The 24059-nt window shown below is 43.5% G+C and carries 26 protein-coding genes; 25 read left to right on the top strand and 1 reads right to left on the bottom strand.

The window, feature by feature from the left end; all coding sequences use genetic code 11:
* Positions 1–3 precede the first annotated feature (3 nt).
* Positions 4–1209, bottom strand: coding sequence for a serine/threonine transporter SstT (gene sstT, locus O3636_RS03300; protein ID WP_371641693.1), 1206 nt, complete (start codon positions 1207–1209; stop codon positions 4–6).
* A 151-nt stretch (positions 1210–1360) separates the two neighbouring features.
* Between sstT and O3636_RS03295 the strand changes: the two genes are divergently transcribed.
* The 25 genes from O3636_RS03295 (at position 1361) to O3636_RS03175 (ending at position 24056) form a co-directional block, all read left to right on the top strand.
* A complete protein-coding gene (locus O3636_RS03295) occupies positions 1361–1927 on the top strand; it encodes a mechanosensitive ion channel family protein (RefSeq protein ID WP_001154852.1) in 567 nt (188 codons plus the stop codon).
* Between the two features lie 51 nt (positions 1928–1978).
* A complete protein-coding gene (locus O3636_RS03290) occupies positions 1979–2884 on the top strand; it encodes a magnesium transporter CorA family protein (protein WP_000242267.1) in 906 nt (301 codons plus the stop codon).
* A gap of 16 nt (positions 2885–2900) precedes the next feature.
* The gene (locus O3636_RS03285; RefSeq protein WP_000234222.1) at positions 2901–3428 is read left to right on the top strand and encodes a YqeG family HAD IIIA-type phosphatase; all 528 of its coding nucleotides are present in this window, start codon (positions 2901–2903) and stop codon (positions 3426–3428) included.
* A gap of 2 nt (positions 3429–3430) precedes the next feature.
* On the top strand, positions 3431–4537 hold the full coding sequence (gene yqeH / locus O3636_RS03280; protein ID WP_219966920.1) for a ribosome biogenesis GTPase YqeH: 1107 nt from the start codon (positions 3431–3433) through the stop codon (positions 4535–4537).
* Between the two features lie 203 nt (positions 4538–4740).
* Positions 4741–5052, top strand: a complete 312-nt coding sequence (yhbY, locus tag O3636_RS03275; RefSeq protein WP_000060169.1) for a ribosome assembly RNA-binding protein YhbY — start codon at positions 4741–4743, stop codon at positions 5050–5052.
* Positions 5053–5102: 50 nt separating this feature from the next.
* The gene (locus O3636_RS03270) at positions 5103–5732 is read left to right on the top strand and encodes a nicotinate-nucleotide adenylyltransferase (protein ID WP_261012860.1); all 630 of its coding nucleotides are present in this window, start codon (positions 5103–5105) and stop codon (positions 5730–5732) included.
* Positions 5732–6325: a bis(5'-nucleosyl)-tetraphosphatase (symmetrical) YqeK gene (gene yqeK / locus O3636_RS03265; RefSeq protein WP_261012859.1), complete on the top strand. Its 594-nt coding sequence runs from the start codon at positions 5732–5734 to the stop codon at positions 6323–6325. The genes O3636_RS03270 and yqeK overlap by 1 nt, the downstream gene beginning before the upstream one ends.
* Positions 6326–6826, top strand: coding sequence for a cysteine hydrolase (locus tag O3636_RS03260; protein ID WP_261012858.1), 501 nt, complete (start codon positions 6326–6328; stop codon positions 6824–6826).
* Between the two features lie 12 nt (positions 6827–6838).
* Positions 6839–7189: a ribosome silencing factor gene (gene rsfS / locus O3636_RS03255; RefSeq protein WP_261012857.1), complete on the top strand. Its 351-nt coding sequence runs from the start codon at positions 6839–6841 to the stop codon at positions 7187–7189.
* Between the two features lie 219 nt (positions 7190–7408).
* Entirely contained in the window at positions 7409–8149 is a 741-nt protein-coding gene (locus O3636_RS03250) for a class I SAM-dependent methyltransferase (protein WP_371641726.1), read from the top strand.
* A gap of 9 nt (positions 8150–8158) precedes the next feature.
* Positions 8159–9256, top strand: a complete 1098-nt coding sequence (locus tag O3636_RS03245) for a nucleotidyltransferase (RefSeq protein ID WP_371641689.1) — start codon at positions 8159–8161, stop codon at positions 9254–9256.
* A gap of 131 nt (positions 9257–9387) precedes the next feature.
* On the top strand, positions 9388–9642 hold the full coding sequence (locus tag O3636_RS03240; RefSeq protein ID WP_000388574.1) for a type II toxin-antitoxin system Phd/YefM family antitoxin: 255 nt from the start codon (positions 9388–9390) through the stop codon (positions 9640–9642).
* Between the two features lie 3 nt (positions 9643–9645).
* Positions 9646–9900 carry a Txe/YoeB family addiction module toxin gene (locus O3636_RS03235; RefSeq protein WP_000924733.1) on the top strand — a complete coding sequence of 85 codons (255 nt, stop codon included), beginning with the start codon at positions 9646–9648 and terminating at the stop codon, positions 9898–9900.
* Between the two features lie 211 nt (positions 9901–10111).
* A complete protein-coding gene (locus O3636_RS03230) occupies positions 10112–11725 on the top strand; it encodes a ribonuclease Y (protein ID WP_000404936.1) in 1614 nt (537 codons plus the stop codon).
* Between the two features lie 138 nt (positions 11726–11863).
* Entirely contained in the window at positions 11864–12490 is a 627-nt protein-coding gene (gene gmk / locus O3636_RS03225; protein ID WP_000775041.1) for a guanylate kinase, read from the top strand.
* 24 nt (positions 12491–12514) lie between these two features.
* Positions 12515–12829, top strand: a complete 315-nt coding sequence (gene rpoZ, locus O3636_RS03220) for a DNA-directed RNA polymerase subunit omega (RefSeq protein WP_000979235.1) — start codon at positions 12515–12517, stop codon at positions 12827–12829.
* 65 nt (positions 12830–12894) lie between these two features.
* On the top strand, positions 12895–15291 hold the full coding sequence (locus O3636_RS03215) for a primosomal protein N' (protein ID WP_371641686.1): 2397 nt from the start codon (positions 12895–12897) through the stop codon (positions 15289–15291).
* 12 nt (positions 15292–15303) lie between these two features.
* The gene (gene fmt / locus O3636_RS03210) at positions 15304–16239 is read left to right on the top strand and encodes a methionyl-tRNA formyltransferase (protein ID WP_261026393.1); all 936 of its coding nucleotides are present in this window, start codon (positions 15304–15306) and stop codon (positions 16237–16239) included.
* Positions 16232–17545, top strand: coding sequence for a 16S rRNA (cytosine(967)-C(5))-methyltransferase RsmB (gene rsmB, locus O3636_RS03205; protein ID WP_371641684.1), 1314 nt, complete (start codon positions 16232–16234; stop codon positions 17543–17545). Before fmt ends, rsmB begins: the two co-directional genes overlap by 8 nt.
* 14 nt (positions 17546–17559) lie before the next feature.
* Positions 17560–18300, top strand: coding sequence for a Stp1/IreP family PP2C-type Ser/Thr phosphatase (locus tag O3636_RS03200; protein WP_000406242.1), 741 nt, complete (start codon positions 17560–17562; stop codon positions 18298–18300).
* Positions 18297–20198: a Stk1 family PASTA domain-containing Ser/Thr kinase gene (gene pknB, locus O3636_RS03195; RefSeq protein WP_261026395.1), complete on the top strand. Its 1902-nt coding sequence runs from the start codon at positions 18297–18299 to the stop codon at positions 20196–20198. The genes O3636_RS03200 and pknB overlap by 4 nt, the downstream gene beginning before the upstream one ends.
* Positions 20199–20286: 88 nt before the next feature.
* On the top strand, positions 20287–21045 hold the full coding sequence (locus tag O3636_RS03190) for a threonine/serine exporter family protein (protein WP_000392876.1): 759 nt from the start codon (positions 20287–20289) through the stop codon (positions 21043–21045).
* 1 nt (position 21046) lies between these two features.
* A complete protein-coding gene (locus tag O3636_RS03185) occupies positions 21047–21496 on the top strand; it encodes a threonine/serine exporter family protein (RefSeq protein ID WP_020901615.1) in 450 nt (149 codons plus the stop codon).
* Between the two features lie 113 nt (positions 21497–21609).
* Positions 21610–22782 (top strand): hydroxymethylglutaryl-CoA synthase, encoded by a 1173-nt coding sequence (locus tag O3636_RS03180; RefSeq protein WP_261012883.1) that lies wholly within the window; start codon positions 21610–21612, stop codon positions 22780–22782.
* A complete protein-coding gene (locus O3636_RS03175; protein WP_371641681.1) occupies positions 22782–24056 on the top strand; it encodes a hydroxymethylglutaryl-CoA reductase, degradative in 1275 nt (424 codons plus the stop codon). The genes O3636_RS03180 and O3636_RS03175 overlap by 1 nt, the downstream gene beginning before the upstream one ends.
* The last annotated feature ends 3 nt before the right edge of the window (positions 24057–24059 follow it).

Genomic DNA, 24059 nt, shown 5'->3' with positions numbered 1-24059 from the left:
GAGTTATTTTTTACGGACTGCTGCGTATTCGGCAACGGCGGTAAAGAGGACATCTGTAGAAGAGTTAAGGGCTGTTTCACATGAGTCTTGGATGACACCAATCACAAATCCAACCCCAACAACTTGCATGGCAATATCGTTAGAAATACCGAAAAGGCTACAAGCAACTGGGATAAGAAGGAGGGAACCTCCCGCAATACCAGAAGCACCACAGGCTGAGATAGCTGCTACCACACTGAGGACAAAGGCTGTTGCAAAGTCAACAGGAATTCCAAGAGTGTTAACTGCAGCAAGGGTCAAAACGTTAATGGTAATCGCTGCCCCTGCCATGTTGATAGTAGAACCAAGTGGGATAGAAACAGAATAGGTATCTGGGTTGAGTCCAAGGTCATGGCAGAGTTTCATGTTTACAGGAATGTTAGCCGCAGAACTACGAGTGAAGAAGGCTGTCACACCGCTGACACGGAGGCAGTTCCAAACTAGAGGGTAAGGATTGCGTCTCATAAAGAAGAAGGCAATCAAAGGGTTGACCACAAGGGCAACAAAAAGCATAGTCGTTACTAATAGAACCAATAAAATACCGTAGTTGGCAAGGCTTCCGATTCCCTTATCAGAAATAGTTTTGAAGACAAGGCCAAGGATTCCAAATGGAGCCAGGTTGATGATCCATTCGACAATTTTAGAAGTCACGTCAGCGATAGTTTTTAGTAATTCTTTACTATTTTTGCTGGCTTCTCTCATGGCAATCCCGAAAACAACTGCCCAAGATAGGATACCGATGTAGTTGGCAGTAATGAGGGCATTGACTGGATTGTCAACCAGTTTGAGCAAGAGGTTGCTTAGGACCTGTCCAATCCCATCTGGTGGAGCAATATCGGTATTAGCACTATTTAGTGTAATTTCAACAGGTACGATGAAACTTGCTAGTACAGCGATAAGGGCAGCCGCAAAGGTTCCTACTAAGTAAAGGAAGATAACGGTTTTCATGTTGCTATCTTGCCCTTTTTGATGTTGGGAAAGGGCATTGGCAACGAGGGCAAATACTAGAATCGGTGCGATGGCTTTGAGGCCACCAACAAAGAGATCTCCGAGCAGGCCAATTCCTGAAATGTTAGGAAGTGTCAGTCCTAGGGTTCCTCCAATAAGCATGCCAATCAGGATACGTTTGATTAGGCTTGCCTTATTCCAAGCATGAATAAATTTTTTCATAACAATCTCCTTTGTTGTGTAATGTTTATGATTATAGTATAAATATGAACTAAAATCAAGAATTTTCTGTCTATTTTTGAAATTATTTTTGAATATTTATGGAGAATGACACTTTATGAAAGTATGGTATAATAAATGAAAGGAGTTTTCTATGCAAGAATTTATTCAAACCTATCTCAATAAGCTTGATGTTACAGCGATTATCGAGAATATCTTAACCAAGTTACTTTCTCTTTTATTCTTATTTTTACTCTTTTATATAGCTAAGAAATTGCTCCATGCCATGGTGCAGAGAATTGTTAAACCTTCTCTAAAAATGTCTCGTCACGATGTCGGGCGTCAGAAAACCATCTCACGTCTGTTAGAAAATGTGTTTAATTATACCCTTTATTTCTTTTTGCTTTACTGCATTTTGTCGATTTTAGGTTTGCCAGTTTCTAGTTTGCTGGCAGGTGCTGGAATCGCTGGGGTGGCTATTGGGATGGGAGCCCAAGGTTTTCTGTCTGATGTTATCAATGGCTTTTTCATCCTCTTCGAACGTCAACTGGATGTGGGGGATGAGGTTGTTCTGACAAATGGGCCTATTACTGTCTCGGGCAAGGTCGTCAGCGTTGGTATTCGAACAACACAACTCAGAGGAGAAGATCAGGTTCTGCACTTCGTCCCCAATCGGAATATTACCGTTGTCAGCAATTTCTCTCGTACAGACCAGGCCTGAAATTTTAGCAGATTTATGGTACAATAGAAAGAGTTTAATAAAGGAGAAAAGATGGTTTTAGAAAAGCAGTTGGGCAATGGTTGTACCTGGATAGACCTTGATGTGGATAAGATTAAAAATATGGAAGATCTTTCTGACATCTATGGATTGGACAAGGAAACCATTGAGTATGCTCTGGATAGAAATGAACGAGCTCATATGGATTATAACCGTGAAACGGAGACGGTAACCTTTATTTATAATGTTCTTGATTTAGAAAAAGACAAAGAATATTATGAAGCGATTCCGATGACCTTTATCGTCGAAAGACAACGAATGATTACCATCAGCAACCATAAGAATGCTTATGTCATTGATCAGATGTCAGCTTATCTGGATAGCCATGAGTCGCTTTCTATTTACAAGTTTCTCTTTGCTGGTTTAGAGATTATCAGTAACGCTTATTATCCTGTCATTGAAGAGATGGATAAAAGTAAGGACGAAATTAGTGCCTTGCTACGTCAAACTACAACAAAGAAAAATCTCTTCGCCCTCTCTGACTTGGAGACAGGTATGGTTTACTTGACAGCAGCAGCAAAACAAAATCGACTCCTCTTGGAACATATCCAGGGCCATGCTCTTTATCGGAGATTTAATGATGTCGAACGAGAGCAGTTTGATGATGCCATGATTGAAGCCCATCAGTTGGTGTCTATGACAGACTTGATTTCTCAAGTCTTGCAACAACTCTCAGCTTCTTACAACAACATCCTAAACAATAACTTGAATGATAGTTTGTCAATTTTGACTATTATCTCCGTCTTACTAGCAGTACTTGCGGTTATTACAGGTTTCTTCGGAATGAATGTTCCTCTACCATTTACAGAAGAGCCAAATGCTTGGATTTATATCTTAATGACTAGCTTGATTTTATGGGTGGCCTTATCTCAATGGCTGAAGAAAATTACTAGAAAATAAAAGAAAAGGAGCCAAAATGGTGATTGAAAACTACATGCCAGACTTTGCTGTAGAAGCAGTTTATGATTTGACAGTCCAAAGCCTGCAGGCGCAGGGAATCAAGGCTGTTTTGGTCGATTTGGATAATACCCTCATAGCTTGGAACAACCCAGATGGGACACCAGAGATGAAGCAATGGTTACATGACCTTCGGGACGCGAGCATTCGCATCATTGTGGTATCAAATAACACTAAAAAACGCGTCCAACGTGCAGTTGAGAAGTTTGGAATTGATTACGTTTATTGGGCTCTGAAGCCCTTCACATTTGGGATTGACCGTGCCATGAAGGAATTCCACTATGAGAAAAGTGAAGTGGTCATGGTCGGCGACCAGCTTATGACAGATATACGAGCAGCCCACCGTGCTGGCATTCGCTCAATTTTGGTCAAGCCCTTGGTTCAACACGACTCGATCAAGACACAGATTAACCGTGCTCGTGAGCGCCGTGTTATGCGAAAAATCACTGAAAAGTACGGACCAATTACATATAAAAAAGGAATTTAACTATGGAAGAAATTCTCTGTATTGGTTGTGGAGCAACCATTCAGACGACAGATAAGGCTGGTCTTGGTTTTACCCCCCAGTCGGCACTTGAAAAAGGTTTGGAAACTGGCGAAGTCTATTGCCAACGCTGTTTCCGTCTCCGCCACTACAATGAAATCACGGATGTCCAGTTGACGGACGATGATTTCCTCAAGCTCTTGCACGAGGTGGGAGACAGTGATGCCTTAGTGGTCAATGTCATTGATATCTTTGATTTTAATGGCTCTGTTATCCCAGGCTTGCCACGTTTTGTCTCAGGTAATGATGTCCTTTTGGTAGGAAATAAAAAAGATATCCTCCCTAAGTCAGTTAAGCCTGGTAAGATTAGCCAGTGGCTCATGGAACGTGCCCACGAAGAAGGTCTCCGTCCAGTTGATGTCGTCCTAACTTCGGCACAAAACAAGCATGCCATTAAGGAAGTCATTGACAAGATTGAACACTACCGTAAGGGCCGCGATGTCTATGTGGTCGGTGTGACCAACGTTGGAAAATCAACTCTAATCAATGCTATTATCCAAGAAATTACGGGTGATCAGAATGTCATTACGACGTCGCGCTTCCCAGGAACAACCTTGGACAAAATCGAGATTCCGCTTGATGACGGTTCTTATATCTACGATACGCCGGGAATTATCCACCGCCACCAGATGGCCCACTACTTGACGGCTAAAAACCTCAAGTATGTCAGCCCCAAAAAGGAAATCAAGCCTAAAACCTATCAGCTCAATCCTGAACAAACCCTGTTTCTAGGTGGCCTGGGACGATTTGACTTCATTTCAGGAGAAAAACAAGGTTTCACAGCCTTCTTTGACAATGAACTCAAACTCCACCGTACCAAGCTTGAAGGCGCTGGTGCCTTTTACGATAAGCACGTCGGAACGCTTTTAACACCACCAAATAGTAAGGAAAAAGAAGATTTTCCAAAATTAGTTCAACATGTATTTACCATCAAGGACAAGACAGACCTAGTCATCTCAGGCTTAGGCTGGATTCGCGTAACAGGCACAGCAAAAGTCGCAGTCTGGGCACCAGAAGGAGTCGCCGTCGTCACACGAAAAGCAATTATTTAAACACAGAAAGGAAAGAGTTGTCTAAATTCGGGCGAGCCCATAACGAATACTTTTCGCTGTGGTGTCAGTTGGTACAAGTGATTGTACCAACTGCGGAAAATTTGAGACCTTAGGCTCAAATTTTAGTCATGAAAGTCCGAAGGACTTTGCTGACGTCCGCCACCACTTTAGAAAAGTATAAAGAGAAACTCTTTTAAGAAATTATGTCATTAACATCGAAACAACGTGCCTTCCTCAACAGCCAGGCACACACCCTCAAACCCATCATCCAAATCGGAAAAAATGGACTCAACGACCAAATCAAAACCAGCGTCCGTCAGGCTCTTGATGCCCGCGAATTGATTAAGGTGACTCTTTTGCAAAACACCGATGAAAATATCCACGAAGTAGCTGAAATTTTGGAAGAAGAAATCGGTGTGGATACAGTCCAAAAAATCGGACGGATCTTGATTTTGTTTAAACAATCTAGCAAGAAAGAAAATCGCAAGATTTCTAAAAAAGTCAAAGAAATCTAAAAAAATACTCCAAATAACTGTTTTTACAGAGAAATAAAGGAGACTAGCCTATGGCAATAGAACTATTGACTCCCTTTACCAAGGTAGAGTTGGAGCCAGAAATCAAGGAGAAAAAACGCAAACAAGTCGGGATTTTAGGGGGGAATTTTAACCCTGTTCACAATGCCCATCTGATTGTTGCGGACCAAGTACGGCAACAGTTGGGATTGGACCAGGTTTTGCTCATGCCTGAATACCAACCCCCTCATGTGGACAAAAAAGAAACCATCCCTGAATACCATCGTCTCAAGATGCTTGAGTTGGCGATTGAGGGGATTGACGGCCTAGCCATTGAAACCATTGAGTTGGAACGTAAGGGCATTTCTTACACCTACGACACCATGAAAATTTTGACAGAGCAACATCCAGATACGGATTATTACTTCATTATTGGTGCGGATATGGTAGACTACCTGCCTAAGTGGTACCGAATTGATGAACTGGTCGACATGGTTCAGTTTGTTGGAGTTCAGCGCCCACGTTACAAGGCTGGAACTTCATATCCAGTTATCTGGGTGGATGTGCCTCTCATGGATATCTCATCCAGCATGGTGCGTGACTTCATTGCCCAAGGACGGAAACCCAACTTTCTCCTACCTCAGTCTGTGCTGGACTACATCGAGAAGGAGGAGCTCTACTGATGGCCTATCAAGACTATATCAACTGCTCCCGTGAGGCTTTGTTGGAAAGAATGGCAGAGCTTCTACCTGAAAAACGTTTAACCCATTGCTTGGGTGTGGAGCGTGCAGCCATAGAGCTAGCAAAAAGATTCGGAGTTGATGCTGAGAAAGCTGGTCTAGCAGGCCTTCTTCATGACTATGCTAAAAAGCTGTCAGATCAGGAATTTTTAGACTTGATTGATCGTTTTCAGTTAGACCCTGACCTCAAAAACTGGGGTAATAATGTCTGGCATGGTATGGTTGGCATCTACAAGATTCAGGAAGATTTGAATTTGCATGATTCGGAAATCCTGAGAGCCATTGAAATCCATACAGTCGGAGCTGGTCAGATGACCGATTTAGATAAGGTTATCTATGTCGCAGACTATATCGAGCACAATCGGGTATTTCCTGGAGTGGATGTGGCGCGTGAAATTGCTGAGCTATCGCTCAATAAGGCAGTGGCCTACGAAACAGCTCGTACCGTGGAGCATCTGGCTCATCAGGGATTTCCCATCTATCCCCAAACCCTTGAAACCTATAACGCCTTTGTGCACTATTTGAAAGAGGACTAAATGAAAACGGCTTTTATAATCATTGATGTTCAGAATATTTTAGTGGAAACTGGGTTCCAGACAAAAAGTCTATTGGAAAAAATTTCTTATTTACAAAACCAGGCTAGAAGCAAGAATATCGAAATTATTTATGTTCAACATATTGAGAACGCTGAAGCTCAAACATCAGAAGATTGGCAGTTATCTGAGCTTTTAAGTCGAAAACCTAATGAAAAGGTCTTTCAGAAGAAGTATAACAGTATTTTCAAAGAAACAGGTTTAAAAGAATACTTGGATAAACAGGGGATTGAAAAATTAGTTTTATGTGGTATGCAGACAGAATATTGTGTGGATACCTCTGTCAAGGTTGCTTTTGAATATGGCTATCAGCTTATTATTCCAGAAGGAACTTGCACAACGTTTGATGGGAAAGACATTTCAGCAGAAACGATAAATGAATTTTATGAGGGCATTTGGGAGGGGCGCTTTGCAGATGTCCTAGATTACAAACATATTTTCTAGAAAGAGGACTAAATGAACGAAAAAGAATTACTAGAACTAGTCGTGAAAGCGGCTGATGAGAAACGTGCGGAGGATATTCTCGCACTTGATGTACAAGATTTAACCAGCGTGACGGACTACTTTGTTATCACTAGCTCGATGAATAGCCGTCAGTTGGATGCTATTGCTGATAATATCCGTGAAAAAGTAGCGGAAGCAGGCTTTAAAGGTAGCCATGTTGAAGGCGATGCAGCGGGAGGCTGGGTTTTGCTGGACCTAGGTGCTGTTGTAGTGCATATCTTCTCAGAAGAAATGCGTGCCCACTATAACCTAGAAAAACTATGGCATGAGGCAGAGTCAGTAGATTTATCTGAAACTTTATAGTCTTTTCCTTTATCTTTTATTACGGCGTTAACTCATTTTGCCTAACTCTAGTTATGCCTGCAATTCGTTGCCTAGTACTAAAAGCAAACGAAAAGACTACTGCGTTAAAATCGAACTCAGTTGCAGTCAACTGGGTTTTATTTGCTTATTTTAGAAGAAATTGATAGAAAGGTATAGGGCGAGTGGTGTTTTGCCATGGAGGCTCTTGGTATCATGATTATGGCAACTTATGAAACCTTTGCGGCGGTCTATGATGCGGTCATGGACGATAGTTTATACGATAAATGGACGGATTTTTCGCTACGTCATTTGCCTAAGACCAAGGAGAGAAAGAAGCTTTTGGAATTGGCTTGTGGGACAGGCATTCAGTCTGTGCGCTTTTCTCAGGCTGGTTTTGATGTAACTGGACTTGATTTGAGCGCGGATATGTTGAAGATTGCTGAGAAGAGAGCTGCTTCAGCCAAACAAAAGATTGACTTTATTGAAGGAAATATGCTGGATTTGTCCAAGGCAGGTCAATACGACTTTGTCACTTGTTATTCGGACTCTATCTGCTACATGCAGGATGAGGTGGAGGTAGGAGACGTCTTTAAGGAAGTGTATAATGCCCTCAATGAAGATGGAGTTTTCATCTTTGATGTGCATTCGACCTATCAGACAGATGAAGTATTCCCAGGCTATTCCTACCATGAAAATGCGGAAGATTTCGCTATGCTCTGGGACACCTACGAGGATGCGGCACCTCACTCCATTGTGCATGAGTTGACTTTCTTTGTCAAGGAGGCTGATGGGTCCTTTAGTCGCTACGATGAAGTGCATGAGGAGCGAACCTATGAGGTCTTGACCTATGATATTTTGCTGGAACAGGCTGGATTCAAGTCCTTCAAACTCTATGCGGACTTTGAGGACAAGGAACCTACAGGAACCAGCACCCGTTGGTTTTTTGTGGCGCAGAAGTAGGAGATTAGCATGACCATCACAGGTATTATCGCGGAGTTTAATCCCTTTCATAATGGGCATAAATACCTGCTAAATCAGGCTGAGGGGCTGAAAATCGTTGCCATGTCAGGGAATTTCATGCAGCGTGGAGAGCCTGCTATCGTGGATAAGTGGACACGGGCTCAGATGGCGCTTGAAAATGGAGCGGATCTGGTAGTGGAATTGCCCTTTTTAGTCAGTGTTCAGGCGGCAGATTTCTTTGGCCAAGGAGCTGTGGATATCTTGGATTGTTTAGGCATTGATACTCTAGCATTTGGGACGGAGGAAGTTCTGGATTACCAGAAAATCGCTGACTTATACACAGAACAAGGTGCTGAGATGGAGAAATTTGTGGAAAATCTTCCTGATTCTCTTTCTTATCCCCAGAAGACCCAGGCCATGTGGAAGGAGTTTGCAGGTCTTGATTTTTCAGGAAATACGCCCAATCATGTTCTTGCTCTGGCCTATGCCAAGGCGGTTGCGGGACGAAACATCAAGCTACATCCGATTCAGCGTCAGGGCGCTGGTTACCATTCTGTGGATAAGGATGTGGACTTTGCTTCGGCGACAGCCCTCCGTCAGCACCAGAAGGACCAAGATTTTTTAAAATGCTTTATGCCATCTGTTGCCACCTTTGAGCAGGCGAGTAAGGTGAGCTGGGATGACTATTTTCCCTTGCTCCGATACCAAATCTTGTCAAATCCAGAACTAACCACCATTTATCAGGTCAATCAAGAAATGGCAGTGCGCATCAAGGATGCCATCAAGACAGCCCAGTCTGTGGAAGAATTGGTAGAAGCGGTTGCGACCAAACGTTACACCAAGGCGCGTGTCAGACGCCTCTTGACCTATATCTTAGTACAGGCAAGAGAAAGTGATTTGCCAGAAGGGATTCATGTCCTTGGATTTACCGAAAAAGGCAGGCAGCATCTTAAGTCTCTGAAAGGGCAGGTCAATCTAGTCAGCCGAATTGGCAAAGAACCCTGGGATGCCATGACTCAAAAGGCAGACCAGATTTACCAACTAGGAAAGCCAAGTATAGAAGAGCAGAATTTTGGCAGAGTGCCGGTTAGAATAGAAAAGAACTAAGTCTACTGCAAAGTAGGCTTTTTGAGATTTTTTACGAATAAATAGATAGAAAAGAAAATCTTGTACAAGTTCCTGACAATTTCTTTCTTTTCGTGTATAATAGTGGAAAAGAGGTAAAATGAGGTATGGTTATGGAAGCAGTTCTTTACTCAACATTCCGAAATCATTTAAAAGACTACATGAAGAAGGTAAACGATGAGTTTGAACCTTTGACGGTGGTCAATAAAAATCCAGATGAGGACATTGTAGTCCTTTCAAAGAGTGAGTGGGATAGTATTCAAGAAACCCTGAGAATCGCTCAAAATAAGGAGTTATCAGACAAGGTTTTGCGAGGAATGACTCAAGTTCGTGCTGGAAGTACTCAGGTCCATGTTATTGAGGAGTAAGAAATGCTGCTCAAGTTTACAGAAGATGCCTGGGCAGATTATTGCTACTGGCAAACTCAGGATAAGAAAACCCTAAAAAGAATCAACATGCTAATCAAGGATATTCAACGCGATCCATTTACAGGAATAGGTAAGCCAGAACCACTCAAGTATGACTACCAAGGAGCCTGGTCACGTCGTATTGACGCAGAAAATCGCTTGATTTATATGATGGATGGAGATAGCGTGGCTTTCTTGTCTTTCAAAGATCATTACTAAGTCTACTGAAAGGTGGGCTTTTTTAAATTTTTACTGACGTTACGGATTCTCAGTAATAAAGATTATCCAAATAAATTCAGGGAGTTAAACTCCAAATTCACGCTAAATTCCCCAAAACATATTCTATTTTAGGTTTGTGAAAATCACTTTTTTATGGTAGAATGTAAAAGAATGTATGTCATTCGGAATAACAATAAAATGAGGTAAAAACATGGAAATCATGTCGCTTGCGATTGCTGTTTTTGCCGTCATCATTGGTTTAGTCATTGGATATGTCAGCATCTCAGCCAAGATGAAATCATCTCAGGAAGCTGCGGAGTTGATGCTTTTAAATGCTGAACAAGAAGCAACTAATTTACGTGGACAAGCTGAGCGTGAAGCAGATTTACTTGTTAATGAAGCCAAACGTGAAAGCAAGTCTCTTAAAAAAGAAGCACTATTGGAGGCCAAAGAAGAAGCCAGAAAATACCGTGAAGAAGTGGACGCTGAATTCAAATCAGAACGTCAAGAACTCAAACAAATCGAAAGTCGTTTGACAGAGAGAGCTACTAGCCTTGACCGTAAAGACGACAATTTGACGAGTAAAGAACAAACACTTGAACAAAAAGAACAAAGTATTTCTGATAGAGCGAAAAACCTTGATGCGCGTGAAGAGCAATTAGAGGAAGTCGAAAGACAAAAAGAAGCAGAGCTAGAGCGTATTGGTGCCCTGTCTCAGGCAGAAGCACGAGATATTATCTTGGCTCAGACAGAGGAAAATTTGACCAAGGAAATTGCTAGCCGTATTCGTGAAGCTGAGCAAGAGGTCAAGGAACGTTCTGACAAAATGGCCAAGGATATCCTGGTTCAAGCTATGCAACGTATCGCTGGTGAATATGTAGCGGAGTCAACAAACTCAACGGTTCATCTGCCAGATGATACTATGAAGGGACGCATTATTGGTCGTGAAGGTCGTAACATTCGCACCTTTGAAAGTTTGACAGGGGTTGATGTGATTATCGACGATACGCCAGAAGTGGTGACCTTGTCAGGATTTGACCCGATTCGTCGTGAGATTGCCCGTATGACTATGGAAATGTTGCTCAAAGATGGTCGTATCCACCCAGCTCGTATCGAAGAGTTGGTTGAGAAAAACCGTCAAGAGATTGACAATAAGATCCGTGAATATGGTGAGGCTGCTGCCTATGAGATTGGTGCACCAAACCTTCATCCAGATTTGATGAAGATTATGGGACGTTTGCAGTTCCGTACTTCTTATGGACAAAATGTTTTGCGCCATTCGATTGAGGTTGCTAAGTTGGCTGGTATCATGGCGAGCGAACTTGGTGAAAATGCGGCTCTTGCCCGTCGTGCTGGATTCCTTCATGACATCGGGAAAGCTATTGACCGCGAGGTTGAAGGTAGCCACGTTGAAATCGGTATGGAATTGGCCCGTAAGTACAAGGAACACCCAGTTGTGGTGAATACGATTGCTAGTCACCATGGAGATGTCGAAGCCGAAAGTGTCATTGCAGTGATCGTTGCTGCAGCAGACGCCTTGAGCGCGGCTCGTCCAGGTGCTCGTAGTGAGTCTCTTGAAAGCTACATCAAGCGTCTCCATGATTTGGAAGAAATTGCGAACGGCTTTGAGGGAGTGCAAACTAGCTTTGCCCTTCAAGCAGGACGTGAGATCCGTATCATGGTCAATCCAGGACAAATCAAGGACGACAAAGTCACAATTTTGGCTCACAAAGTTCGTGAGAAAATTGAAAACAATCTCGATTACCCAGGAAATATCAAGGTAACCGTGATTCGCGAGCTTCGTGCAGTAGATTATGCTAAATAAATAAGAAAGAGCAGTTGAAAAATTACTGCTTTTTTGTTACACTAGATAGAAAGACTGTAGAAGGATAGTTTGTGCAAAATGCTACTATCTGAAGGGAAATCTTATTTTATTTTTACAGACTGACTAAAAGGAGACACAATGGCAGACCGAGGCTTACTAATCGTTTTTTCTGGTCCTTCAGGGGTTGGAAAAGGAACGGTTAGAAGAGAGATTTTTGAGAGTTCTGAAAACCAATTTCAATACTCTGTATCGATGACGACACGCGCACAACGTCCTGGAGAAGTGGATGGTGTTGACTATTTCTTCCGTACTCGTGAAGAGTTTGAAGAGCTGATTCGTCAAGGACAGATGTTGGAATACGCAGAATATGTCGGCAACTACTATGGAACTCCTCTGACCTATGTCAATGAAACCTTGGACAAGGGAATCGATGTTTTCCTTGAAATTGAAGTTCAGGGCGCTCTTCAGGTCAAGAAAAAGGTTCCAGATGCTGTCTTTATCTTCCTGACACCACCAGATTTGGATGAATTGCAAGATCGTTTGGTAGGTCGTGGAACAGATAGTGCAGAAGTGATTGCCCAACGAATCGAAAAGGCCAAGGAAGAAATTGCCCTCATGCGTGAGTATGATTATGCGATTGTCAACGATCAGGTGCCCCTAGCTGCTGAGCGTGTCAAACGTGTGATCGAAGCAGAGCACTTCCGAGTGGACCGTGTCATTGGTCACTATCAGGAGATGTTACCAAAATCTCCAACTACCCGATAAAATATAGAAAATAGGTACAAGCAAATGATGTTAAAACCCTCTATTGATACCTTGCTCGACAAGGTTCCATCAAAATATTCACTCGTAATCTTGGAAGCAAAACGTGCCCACGAATTGGAAGCAGGTGCGCCAGCAACTCAAGGTTTCAAGTCTGAAAAATCAACTCTTCGCGCTTTAGAAGAAATCGAATCAGGAAACGTTACAATTCACCCAGATCCAGAAGGAAAACGTGAAGCAGTGCGTCGCCGTATCGAAGAAGAAAAACGCCGCAAAGAAGAAGAAGAAAAGAAAATCAAAGAGCAAATCGCTAAAGAAAAAGAAGATGGTGAAAAAATTTAAGGTTGGGGGGACTCAATCTTATTTTTTCTATTGCAAGAATGTACTGACAAGGAGGAGGTGAGAAGATGGCCATAGCCAAGATTATTGTAGATGTGCCCTTGATGCAGACGGACCAGCCCTATAGTTATAGGATTCCTGAGGAATTTGAGGGAATGCTGGAAGTTGGGATGCGGGTTCATGTGCCTTTTGGTAAGGGCAATCGCCTGATTCAAGGGATTGTTCTTGGTTTGGAGTCTCAAGTGGATGAAGAAGGGGTAAGTCAAGATTTAAAAGATATTGCCGAGGTACTGGATTTTTCTCCTGTTCTCACGCAAGAACAACTCTGGCTGGCTGAGGAGTTACGTAAATCTGTCTTCTCCTACAAGATCTCCATCCTCAAGGCTATGTTACCAGGGTTTCTGAACTCCAGCTATGACAAAATTCTCTATCCTAAGGAAGGTCTGAGTCAGGAAGACCGAGATCGTCTGTTTGGTTCAGAAGATTCGCTTGCCTTTTCTTCTCTAGATTTAGGTAAGCAAGCTGAAATGATGCGTTTGACTAGAAAAGGTCTGCTTGGTCTGGAATATCAGGCGGTCGATCAAAAGAAGGTCAAGACCCAGTCTTGGTATGAGGTGAATCTTGCTCGATTAGAAGGTGTCGAGATTTCTGCGCGCGCCAAGAAAAAGTTGGAATTGAGAGATTATTTGCTGTCTCATCCTGAGAGTGCTTCCTTGGCTAGTTTGTTAGAGTCCTACTCGCGGGAGCAAGTCAACTTCTTTGTCGAACAAGGTGCTGTTACCATAGTCCAAAAGGAAGTCCAACGCTCGGCTGCTTATTTTGAAGGAATTGAAGCAAGTCAGCCTTTGGAGTTAAATCCAGAGCAAAGACAGGCGCGTGATGCGGTTGTGAGTGCGATTGGCAGTCATCAGCCTCCCTTCCTCCTTCAAGGGATTACAGGAAGTGGGAAGACCGAGGTTTACTTGCAGATTATCCAAGGAGCCTTGGACAAGGGTAAGACAGCTATTTTGCTAGTGCCTGAAATTTCCTTGACTCCTCAGATGACGGAGCGTTTTATCGCTCGTTTTGGGGACAAGGTGGCCATTCTTCACTCAGGATTGTCTAATGGTGAAAAGTATGACGAATGGCGCAAGGTCGAGCGTGGAGACGCTCAAGTTGTTGTTGGTGCTAGATCGGCCATCTTTGCTCCGCTGAAAAATCTAGGTGTTATGATTATCGATGAGGAGCATGAAGCGACTTATAAGCAGGACAGCAATCCCCGTTACCATGCCAGAGAGGTGGCTATTTTACGGGCCCAGTATAATCAAGCGGCTCTGGTCCTCGGGTCCGCGACACCGAGCTTAGAAAGCCGTGCGAGGGCTGGAAAAGGCGTTTATCAACACTTACGTCTGACCCAACGTGCCAATCCTCTAGCTACGATTCCTGAGGTTCAAGTGATTGATTTTCGGGACTATATCGGACAAAATGAGACGTCAAACTTTACGCCCCCTTTGCTAGAAGCGATTCAAGACCGTCTGGATAAAAAAGAGCAGGTGGTTCTCATGCTCAATCGCCGTGGTTATTCTAGCTTTGTCATGTGTCGGGAGTGTGGAACGGTGGATACTTGTCCCAACTGTGACATTTCTCTGACCTTGCACATGGATACCAAGACCATGAACTGCCATTATTGTGGTTTTTCAAAGGACATTCCTCAGGTTTGTCCTAACTGTAAGAGCCGCAGCATTCGCTACTACGGGACGGGAACTCAGAAGGCTTATGACGAGCTGGCAGAGCTTTTTCCTCAGGCACGTATTCTACGGATGGATGTGGATACGACCCGTAAGAAAGGCAGTCATCAAGCTTTACTTGACCAGTTTGGACGAGGAGAGGCGGATATCTTGCTTGGCACTCAGATGATTGCCAAGGGTTTGGATTTTCCCAATGTGACCCTAGTAGGAGTTCTTAATGCGGATACGGCCTTGAATTTGCCTGATTTCCGTTCTTCTGAGAGAACCTTCCAGCTCTTGACTCAGGTGGCAGGTCGGGCAGGTCGGGCTGAAAAAGCTGGTCAGGTCTTGATCCAGTCCTACAATCCGCAACACTATGCTATTCGATTTGCCAAGGATCAGGATTACGAAGGTTTTTATGCCTATGAAATGGGAATTAGACGACAACTTGGCTATCCACCTTACTATTTCACCATTGGCATTACCCTTTCTCACAAGAAAGAAGAAGAGGTGGTCAAACGTGCCTATGAAGTTATGAATATTTTGCGGTCAGGTTTGTCTGAAACCAGTCACATTCTCGGGCCGACGCAAAAACCGATTGCTCGTACCCACAACCTCTATCATTACCAGATTTTAATTAAATACCGTTTAGAAGATGAGCTGGGGCCGACCCTCAATCAGGTTCTGGCCTTGACTCAAGAACGGGAAAATAGTGAGCTCCGTCTTAGCATTGACCATGAGCCACAGCAATTTTTATAAGAAGGAGAAGATATGACAAAACTAATCTTTATGGGGACACCCGACTTTTCAGCAACAGTCTTAAAAGGACTTTTGACAGATGACCGTTACGAAATTCTAGCCGTTGTAACCCAGCCAGACCGTGCTGTTGGTCGTAAAAAAGTTATCCAAGAAACACCAGTCAAGCAGGCTGCCAAGGAAGCAGGTCTTCCTATCTACCAACCTGAAAAATTATCTGGAAGTCCAGAGATGGAAGCGATTATGAATTTGGGAGCGACTGGGATTATCACTGCTGCATTTGGGCAGTTTCTCCCAAGTAAACTCCTTGATAGCATGGACTTTGCGGTCAACGTTCATGCCTCTCTTCTTCCTAAACACCGTGGTGGTGCGCCTATCCATTATGCCTTGATTCAAGGGGATGAGGAAGCTGGTGTGACCATTATGGAAATGGTTAAGGAAATGGATGCGGGGGATATGATTTCTCGTCGTAGTATTCCGATCACAGATGAGGACAATGTCGGCACCTTGTTTGAAAAATTGGCGCTAGTTGGTCGTGATTTGCTTTTGGACACTTTGCCGGCTTATATTGCTGGGGAAATCAAACCTGAACCGCAGGATCCAAGTCAGGTTACCTTCTCGCCAAATATCCAGCCAGAGGAAGAAAAATTGGACTGGAATAAAACCAATCGTCAACTCTTTAACCAGATCCGTGGCATGAACCCCTGGCCTGTTGCCCATACTTTCCTTAAGGGCGACCGCTTTAAGATTTATGAAGCTCTAGCTGTAGAAGGTCAGGGAAATCCAGGTGAGATCCTCTCTATTGGCAAGAAAGAATTGATTGTCGCAACGGCAGAAGGAGCTTTGTCTCTCAAACAAGTGCAGCCAGCTGGTAAGCCTAAGATGGATATTGCTTCCTTCCTCAATGGTGTTGGACGTACATTGACTGTAGGAGAACGATTTGGTGACTAAAGTAGAAACGGCTAGAAGTTTAGCCCTAGCAGTATTAGAGGATGTTTTTATCACTCAAGCATACTCAAATATCGCCTTAAATAAGCATCTCAAGGGAAGTCAACTTTCTACAGCAGACAAGGGCTTGGTGACCGAGCTGGTCTATGGAACGGTAGCCCGTAAACTGACTCTGGAATGGTACCTATCCCACTTTATCGAAGACAGAGACCAGTTAGACAGTTGGCTTTATGTCCTTCTTCTCATGAGTGTCTACCAACTCCGCTATTTGGACAAGATTCCAGACCATGCTGTGGTCAATGAAGCAGTAGAATTGGCCAAAGTCCGTAAAAAAGGCAGTGAAAAATTGGTCAACGCCGTCCTTCGTCGTATTCTACGTGAAGGCTGGCCAGATATCACCAGCATCAAACGAAAAAACAAGCGTGATTCTATTGCCTATTCTCTCCCAGTTTGGCTAGTTGCTAAGCTCAAGGAAGAATACGGCGAAGAGCGAGCGCAAGCTATTTTTGAAAGTCTTTTGGTGCGTAACAAGGCCAGCATTCGTGTGACTGATTTAAGCCGAAAAGAGGAAATACAAACCTTGTTGGAGGCCAGTGATTCATCCTTGTCTCCTTTTGGTCTGGTTAAGGAGCAGGGGCACTTTGCAGGCCATGATTTGTTTGCGGAGGGAGCTATTACCATTCAAGACGAGTCTAGTCAGCTGGTTGCTCCGACGCTTGATTTACAAGGTGATGAGCAGGTTCTAGATGCCTGTGCGGCTCCGGGTGGGAAAACAGCCCATATAGCCTCTTATCTTACGACAGGTCAGGTTACTGCTCTGGACTTGTACGATCACAAGTTGGACTTAATCCAAGAAAATGCTCAACGTTTAGGAATTGCAGATCGGGTTCAAAAGCAAAAATTGGATGCCAGAAAGGTGCATGAGTTTTTTGGTCAGGATTCATTTGATAAGATTTTGGTGGATGCTCCCTGTTCAGGAATCGGTCTTCTGCGCCGAAAACCAGATATCAAATACAATAAAGAAACGGCAGATTTCGCGTCCTTACAGGAAATTCAGCTAGAAATATTAGGTAGTGTTTGTCAAACACTACGCAAAGGTGGTATAATAACTTATAGTACCTGTACTATTGTCTCAGAGGAGAATTTTCAAGTCGTTGAGGCGTTTTTAGAAAGTCATCCTGAGTTCGAGCAGGTAAAACTAGAACATGAATGTAAGGATATCATGAAAGACGGCTGTATCCTCATTACACCTGAATTGTATGGAAGTGATGGATTCTTCATCAGTCAATTTCGCAAGATATCGGATTAGGAAGGAACTGACACATGGAAATTTCATTATTAACAGATGTTGGTCAGAAACGAACAAATAATCAAGACTATGTCAACCACTATGTCAATAGAGCTGGACGTACTATGATTATTTTAGCTGATGGGATGGGAGGTCATCGCGCAGGGAATATCGCTAGTGAAATGGCGGTAACAGACCTAGGTATAGCTTGGGTTGATACCCAGATCGATACAGTCAATGAAGTGCGTGAATGGTTCGCCAATTACCTAGAGATTGAAAATCAAAAGATTCATCAACTTGGACAAGATGATGCCTATAAAGGAATGGGAACAACTCTAGAAGCTGTTGCTATTATTGGCAATCAGGCTATCTATGCTCATATTGGAGATTCTCGTATCGGTTTGATTCGTGGAGAAGAGTACCACCAGTTGACGAGCGACCATTCTTTGGTCAATGAATTACTCAAGGCAGGTCAATTGACGCCAGAAGAAGCAGCTAGCCATCCACAGAAAAATATTATTACCCAGTCAATCGGTCAAAAAGATGAAGTTCAACCTGATTTTGGAATGATTACCCTTGAGCCAGGTGACTATCTCTTGCTCAATAGTGATGGTTTGACTAACATGATTTCAGGCAGTGAGATTTGTGATATTGTAACCAGTGATATTCCTTTGGCAGATAAAACAGCGACGCTCGTACGTTTTGCTAACAATGCAGGAGGTTTAGACAACATTACGGTTGCCCTTGTTTCTATGAACGAGGAGGATGCAGAATGATCCAAATCGGCAAGATTTTTGCCGGACGCTATCGGATTGTGAAACAGATTGGCCGAGGAGGCATGGCAGATGTCTATTTGGCCAAGGATTTAATTCTAGACGGAGAAGAAGTGGCAGTGAAGGTCCTGAGGACCAACTACCAGACGGACCCGATAGCTGTAGCTCGTTTTCAGCGTGAAGCGAGAGCTATGGCAGATCTAGACCATCCTCATATCGTTCGGATAACAGATATTGGTGAGGAAGACGGTCAACAGTATCTTGCAATGGAGTATGTTGCTGGACTAGACCTTAAACGCTATATTAAGGAACACTATCCTCTTTCTAATGAAGAAGCCGTCCGTATCATGGGACAAATCCTCCTAGCCATGCGTTTGGCCCATACCAGAGGAATTGTCCATAGGGACTTGAAACCTCAAAATATCCTCTTGACACCAGATGGGACTGCCAAGGTCACAGACTTTGGGATTGCGGTAGCCTTTGCTGAGACGAGTCTGACCCAGACTAACTCTATGCTGGGTTCAGTTCATTACTTGTCACCAGAGCAGGCGCGTGGTTCTAAGGCGACTGTACAGAGTGATATCTATGCCATGGGGATTATTTTCTATGAGATGCTGACAGGCCATATCCCTTATGACGGGGATAGTGCGGTGACCATTGCTCTCCAGCATTTCCAGAAACCACTACCGTCAGTTATTGATGAGAATCCATCTGTGCCTCAGGCTTTGGAGAATGTTGTCATCAAGGCAACTGCCAAGAAATTGACAGATCGTTATCAGTCAGTTGCAGAGATGTATGTGGACTTGTCTAGTAGCTTGTCTTATAATCGTCGCAATGAGCCTAAACTGGTATTTAATGATACTACTAAGGCGGACACCAAGACTCTACCAAAGGTATCCCAGAGTACCTTGACCTCGATTCCTAAGGTGCAAACACAAAGTCCGAAGCCACAGGCTGCGAAGCCGAGTCAGCAGGTTTCAGAAGACAATTACGCAAGCAAGCCTGTTAAGAAACGGAAATTTAGAGTTCGTTATATGATTTTGTTGGCCAGCATTGTATTAGTGGCAGCCTCTCTGATTTGGATATTATCCAGAACTCCTGCAACCATTGCCATTCCAGATGTGGCAGGTCAGACAGTTGCGGAAGCCAAGGAAACGCTCAAGAAAGCCAATTTTGAGATTGGCGAGGAGAAATCAGAGGCTAGTGAAAAGGTGGAAGAAGGGCGGATTATCCGTACAGATCCTGAAGCTGGAAAGACTCGAAAAGAAGGTTCGAAAATCAATTTGGTTGTCTCATCAGGCAAGCAATCTTTCCAATTGAGTAACTATATCGGCCGTAAATCGACAGATGTTATAGCAGAACTCAAGCAGAAGAAGGTTCCTGAAAATCTCATCAAGATTGAAGAAGAGGAATCAAGTGAGAGTGAAGCAGGAACTGTTCTCAGACAGAGTCCAGCTGCTGGAACAACCTATGATTTGAGCAAGGCCTCAACGATTACCTTAACCGTTGCTAAGAAAGTAACCAGCGTTTCTATGCCAAGTTATAAAGGATCTAGTCTTGAATTTACTAAAAATAATCTTGTTCAAATTGTTGGGATTAAGGAAGCCAATATTGAAGTTGTAGAAGTGTCGACAGCTCCTGATGGAACTGCTGAGGGTACAGTCGTTGAACAGAGTCCAAAAGCAGGTGAAAAGGTTGATTTGACTAAGACGCGTGTCAAGATTTCAATTTACAAGCCAAAAACACCACCGTCAACGTCATCATCAGCACCATCCCAACGTGGAAACCAAGGTTCTACTACGACACCAAGTCAGGGAAACCAACAAGGAAATCAACGAGGGAATGCACCTGCTCCTACTCAATCAAGTAGTGAAGGCAACCACGAAAATTCTCGTGATTAAACGAATCTTTGTCATGATTTCATGGCAAAGATTTTTTTTGAGTCCAGATTTGTGATAGAATAGAAGGAGTTGATAAAAGGAGGCAAGCATGGAAGAATCAAAAGAATTAAATGCCGTTATTGATGTGATTATGCTAGCAGGAACCATTCTTCTCAAAAGTGGTTCAGAAATCCATCGTGTAGAAGATACCATGATTCGAATCGCGCATTCGCAGGGGATTGTGGATTGCAATGTTCTTGCCATGCCTGCCGCTATTTTTTTCTCTATTGAAAATACCAATATTTCGCGCATGAAGCGCGTGACCTCCTCTTCTTATAACATCGAAAAAGTCTGCGATGTGAACCAGATTTCTCGTCAGTTGGTAGGAGGAAATCTTGATTTAGAAACAGCCTTCAAGCAATTGAAGGCCTTGCAAGCCCAGCCCCTTCCTTATACTAAGTTGCAGGTAACTTTGGCTGCGACCTTTAGTGCTCCTTTCTTTTCGGTTATGTTTAGTGGAAACATCTACGACGCACTTGGGGCAGGAGTGGCGACCTTATTTGGTTTTGCCTTTTCCCTCTATGTGGAGAAGTTTATCCGAATTCCCTTTGTGACAGCCTTTGCTGGAGCCTTTGTCTTTGGGATGATTGCCCAGTTTTGGGCTCGCTACACAGGCTTTCCTTCAACGGCAGATTTGATTATAGCTGGTGCGGTCATGCCTTTTGTACCAGGGATTGCCTTGACTAATGCGGTTCGTGATATTATGACCAACCACATAAACTCTGGTATGAGTAAGATGTTTGAATCTCTACTCATTACCCTTGCTTTAGGGGCAGGAACTTCTGTCGCCTTAGTATTGATGAACTAATATGACACTAACAACCTTTTTATTACAAGCTGTGGCAAGTCTTCTTGCTATTATTACCTTTCTAATCGTACTCAATGTTCAGCGGTCCATGCTCTTACCAGGAGGAATTTTGGGCATGGCTGTCTGGCTGATTTATCTCTTGCTCAAGGAACCGACCAATGTTATTGTGGCTACTTTTATTGCAGCCATTATCGGTTCTTGTGTCAGCCAGATTTTAAGTATTCTTTATAAGACACCTGCTGTGGTCTTTATCTTGGCCATCTTAGCACCTCTGGTTCCGGGTTATCTTTCTTATCGAACAACTGCCTTTTTTGTGACGGGAGATTACAGTCATGCCATTGCTAGTGCAACCTTGGTTGTTATGTTGGCTCTGGTGATTTCTATTGGAATGGCTAGCGGAACAGTGATTCTCAGACTTTATTCTCACTTACGAAAACAGCATAATGGTTAGAATACTAAGCGACTTGATTTGGTGAATCAAGTCTTTTTTCTCTCTTTTACTGCCATTTGTGATAAAATAGTATAGAACGATTTTTTACAATGAATGATAAAACAGAGGTAAATATGACAATCGGTATTGATAAGATTGGTTTTGCGACCAGTCAATATGTCTTGAAATTACAAGACTTAGCAGAAGCGAGGGGAATTGACCCTGAAAAATTAAGCAAAGGACTCTTGCTCGAGGAATTGAGTATTGCGCCCCTAACTGAGGATATCGTGACCTTGGCGGCCAGTGCAAGTGACTCTATTTTAACTGAGCAAGAAAGACAAGAAATCGATATGGTCATTGTGGCGACTGAGTCAGGAATTGACCAGAGTAAAGCTGCGGCCGTCTTTGTGCATGGTTTGCTGGGCATCCAGCCTTTTGCTCGTAGTTTCGAGATTAAAGAAGCCTGCTATGGGGCGACAGCTGCCCTCCATTATGCCAAATTGCATGTGGAAAATTCTCCAGAGTCCAAGGTCTTGGTCATTGCCAGTGATATTGCCAAGTACGGTATTGAAACTCCAGGAGAACCCACTCAGGGTGCTGGAAGTGTTGCCATGTTGATTACACAAAATCCACGCATTATGGCCTTTAATAATGACAATGTGGCTCAGACCCGTGATATCATGGATTTCTGGCGTCCAAATTACTCTACAACGCCTTATGTAAATGGTGTCTATTCTACCCAACAATACTTGGATAGTTTGAAAACGACTTGGCTTGAATACCAAAAACGCTACCAGCTTACTTTGGATGATTTTGCAGCTGTTTGCTTCCACTTGCCTTATCCTAAATTAGCGCTAAAAGGCTTGAAAAAAATCATGGATAAGAACTTGCCTCAAGAGAAAAAAGACCTCTTGCAAAACCATTTTGACCAGTCTATTCTCTACAGTCAAAAGGTGGGGAATATCTATACAGGTTCCCTTTTCCTCGGACTCTTGTCTCTCTTGGAAAATACAGATAGCTTGAAGGCTGGGGATAAAATCGCCCTTTATAGTTACGGAAGTGGGGCCGTAGCTGAGTTCTTTAGTGGTGAATTGGTTGAAGGATATGAAGCTTATCTGGATAAAGACCGTTTGAACAAACTCAACCAACGAACTGCCCTGTCTGTTGCTGACTATGAAAAAGTCTTCTTTGAGGAAGTAGACTTAGATGAAACAAATTCTGCCCAGTTTGCTGGCTATGAAAATCAAGATTTTGCCTTGGTTGAAATTGTTGACCACCAACGCCGTTATAGCAAGGTTGAAAAATAATGAAGATAAGTTGGAATGGATTTTCTAAAAAATCATACCAAGAGCGCCTCGAGCTGTTAAAAGCTCAGGCGCTCCTTAGTCCTGAGAGACAAGAGAGTTTGGAGCAGAATGAACAGATGAGTGTGACTGTGGCAGACCAGCTGAGTGAGAATGTAGTGGGAACTTTTTCTCTGCCTTATTCGCTGGTCCCAGAGGTTCTTGTTAACGGTCAGGAATACACAGTTCCCTATGTGACAGAAGAACCGTCTGTGGTTGCTGCGGCCAGCTATGCCAGCAAAATCATCAAGCGTGCAGGCGGTTTTACTGCGCAAGTCCATGAGCGCCAAATGATTGGGCAGGTAGCCCTTTATCAAGTTGCTGATCCAGATTTAGCGCAAGTGCAGATTGTCAGCAAGAAAGTAGAACTCTTGGAACTTGCCAATCAAGCTTATCCTTCTATCGTTAAACGTGGAGGTGGGGCGCGTGATTTGCATATAGAGCAGATAAAAGGCGAAACAGACTTTCTCGTTGTTTATCTCCATGTCGATACCCAGGAAGCCATGGGTGCTAATATGCTCAACACCATGCTGGAAGCCTTGAAACCAGTCTTAGAAGAACTCAGTCAGGGGCAAAGTCTTATGGGAATCCTGTCCAACTACGCGACCGATTCTCTGGTGACTGCAAGTTGTCGTATCGCTTTTCGTTACTTGAGCCGCCAAAAAGATCAAGGACGAGAGATTGCGGAGAAAATAGCTTTGGCTAGTCAGTTTGCGCAGGCTGATCCTTACCGAGCTACTACTCATAATAAAGGAATTTTTAATGGTATTGATGCGATTTTGATTGCCACTGGTAATGACTGGCGTGCCATCGAAGCCGGGGCTCATGCCTTTGCCGGTCGAGATGGACATTACCAAGGTCTTAGTCAATGGACGCTGGACTTTGAAAGAGAAGAATTGGTCGGTGAGATGACTCTGCCCATGCCTGTGGCGACCAAGGGTGGCTCTATCGGTCTCAACCCTCGTGTAGCCCTCAGTCATGAATTACTGGGAAATCCTTCTGCTAAAGAATTAGCCCAGCTTATCGTGTCTATCGGACTTGCCCAAAACTTTGCGGCCCTCAAAGCCTTGGTGAGTACAGGAATCCAGCAAGGTCACATGAAATTGCAGGCTAAATCCTTAGCTCTCCTAGCAGGAGCTAGTGAATCCGAGGTAGTTCCCCTAGTCGAGCTCCTCATCGCAGATAAAACCTTTAATCTCGAGACAGCCCATCGTTATTTAGAAAACTTAAGATCATAAAAA

Source organism: Streptococcus sp. 27098_8_76, assembly GCF_041432315.1.
GTDB lineage: Bacteria > Bacillota > Bacilli > Lactobacillales > Streptococcaceae > Streptococcus.
This window is presented reverse-complemented; position numbering and strand designations above follow the sequence as displayed.

Coding starts and splice junctions, on each gene's coding strand:
- O3636_RS03230 (WP_000404936.1), top strand. CDS start 10,112: ATGGAAATCATGTCGCTTGCGATTGCTGTTTTTGCCGTCATCATTGGT.
- O3636_RS03175 (WP_371641681.1), top strand. CDS start 22,782: ATGAAGATAAGTTGGAATGGATTTTCTAAAAAATCATACCAAGAGCGC.
- O3636_RS03200 (WP_000406242.1), top strand. CDS start 17,560: ATGGAAATTTCATTATTAACAGATGTTGGTCAGAAACGAACAAATAAT.
- O3636_RS03250 (WP_371641726.1), top strand. CDS start 7,409: ATGGCAACTTATGAAACCTTTGCGGCGGTCTATGATGCGGTCATGGAC.
- O3636_RS03295 (WP_001154852.1), top strand. CDS start 1,361: ATGCAAGAATTTATTCAAACCTATCTCAATAAGCTTGATGTTACAGCG.
- gmk (WP_000775041.1), top strand. CDS start 11,864: ATGGCAGACCGAGGCTTACTAATCGTTTTTTCTGGTCCTTCAGGGGTT.
- O3636_RS03285 (WP_000234222.1), top strand. CDS start 2,901: ATGGTGATTGAAAACTACATGCCAGACTTTGCTGTAGAAGCAGTTTAT.
- O3636_RS03180 (WP_261012883.1), top strand. CDS start 21,610: ATGACAATCGGTATTGATAAGATTGGTTTTGCGACCAGTCAATATGTC.
- O3636_RS03185 (WP_020901615.1), top strand. CDS start 21,047: ATGACACTAACAACCTTTTTATTACAAGCTGTGGCAAGTCTTCTTGCT.
- fmt (WP_261026393.1), top strand. CDS start 15,304: ATGACAAAACTAATCTTTATGGGGACACCCGACTTTTCAGCAACAGTC.
- yqeK (WP_261012859.1), top strand. CDS start 5,732: ATGGCCTATCAAGACTATATCAACTGCTCCCGTGAGGCTTTGTTGGAA.
- rsfS (WP_261012857.1), top strand. CDS start 6,839: ATGAACGAAAAAGAATTACTAGAACTAGTCGTGAAAGCGGCTGATGAG.
- sstT (WP_371641693.1), bottom strand. CDS start 1,209: ATGAAAAAATTTATTCATGCTTGGAATAAGGCAAGCCTAATCAAACGT.
- O3636_RS03240 (WP_000388574.1), top strand. CDS start 9,388: ATGGAAGCAGTTCTTTACTCAACATTCCGAAATCATTTAAAAGACTAC.
- O3636_RS03215 (WP_371641686.1), top strand. CDS start 12,895: ATGGCCATAGCCAAGATTATTGTAGATGTGCCCTTGATGCAGACGGAC.
- O3636_RS03260 (WP_261012858.1), top strand. CDS start 6,326: ATGAAAACGGCTTTTATAATCATTGATGTTCAGAATATTTTAGTGGAA.
- O3636_RS03235 (WP_000924733.1), top strand. CDS start 9,646: ATGCTGCTCAAGTTTACAGAAGATGCCTGGGCAGATTATTGCTACTGG.
- O3636_RS03245 (WP_371641689.1), top strand. CDS start 8,159: ATGACCATCACAGGTATTATCGCGGAGTTTAATCCCTTTCATAATGGG.
- O3636_RS03190 (WP_000392876.1), top strand. CDS start 20,287: ATGGAAGAATCAAAAGAATTAAATGCCGTTATTGATGTGATTATGCTA.
- yqeH (WP_219966920.1), top strand. CDS start 3,431: ATGGAAGAAATTCTCTGTATTGGTTGTGGAGCAACCATTCAGACGACA.
- yhbY (WP_000060169.1), top strand. CDS start 4,741: ATGTCATTAACATCGAAACAACGTGCCTTCCTCAACAGCCAGGCACAC.
- pknB (WP_261026395.1), top strand. CDS start 18,297: ATGATCCAAATCGGCAAGATTTTTGCCGGACGCTATCGGATTGTGAAA.
- O3636_RS03270 (WP_261012860.1), top strand. CDS start 5,103: ATGGCAATAGAACTATTGACTCCCTTTACCAAGGTAGAGTTGGAGCCA.
- rpoZ (WP_000979235.1), top strand. CDS start 12,515: ATGATGTTAAAACCCTCTATTGATACCTTGCTCGACAAGGTTCCATCA.
- O3636_RS03290 (WP_000242267.1), top strand. CDS start 1,979: ATGGTTTTAGAAAAGCAGTTGGGCAATGGTTGTACCTGGATAGACCTT.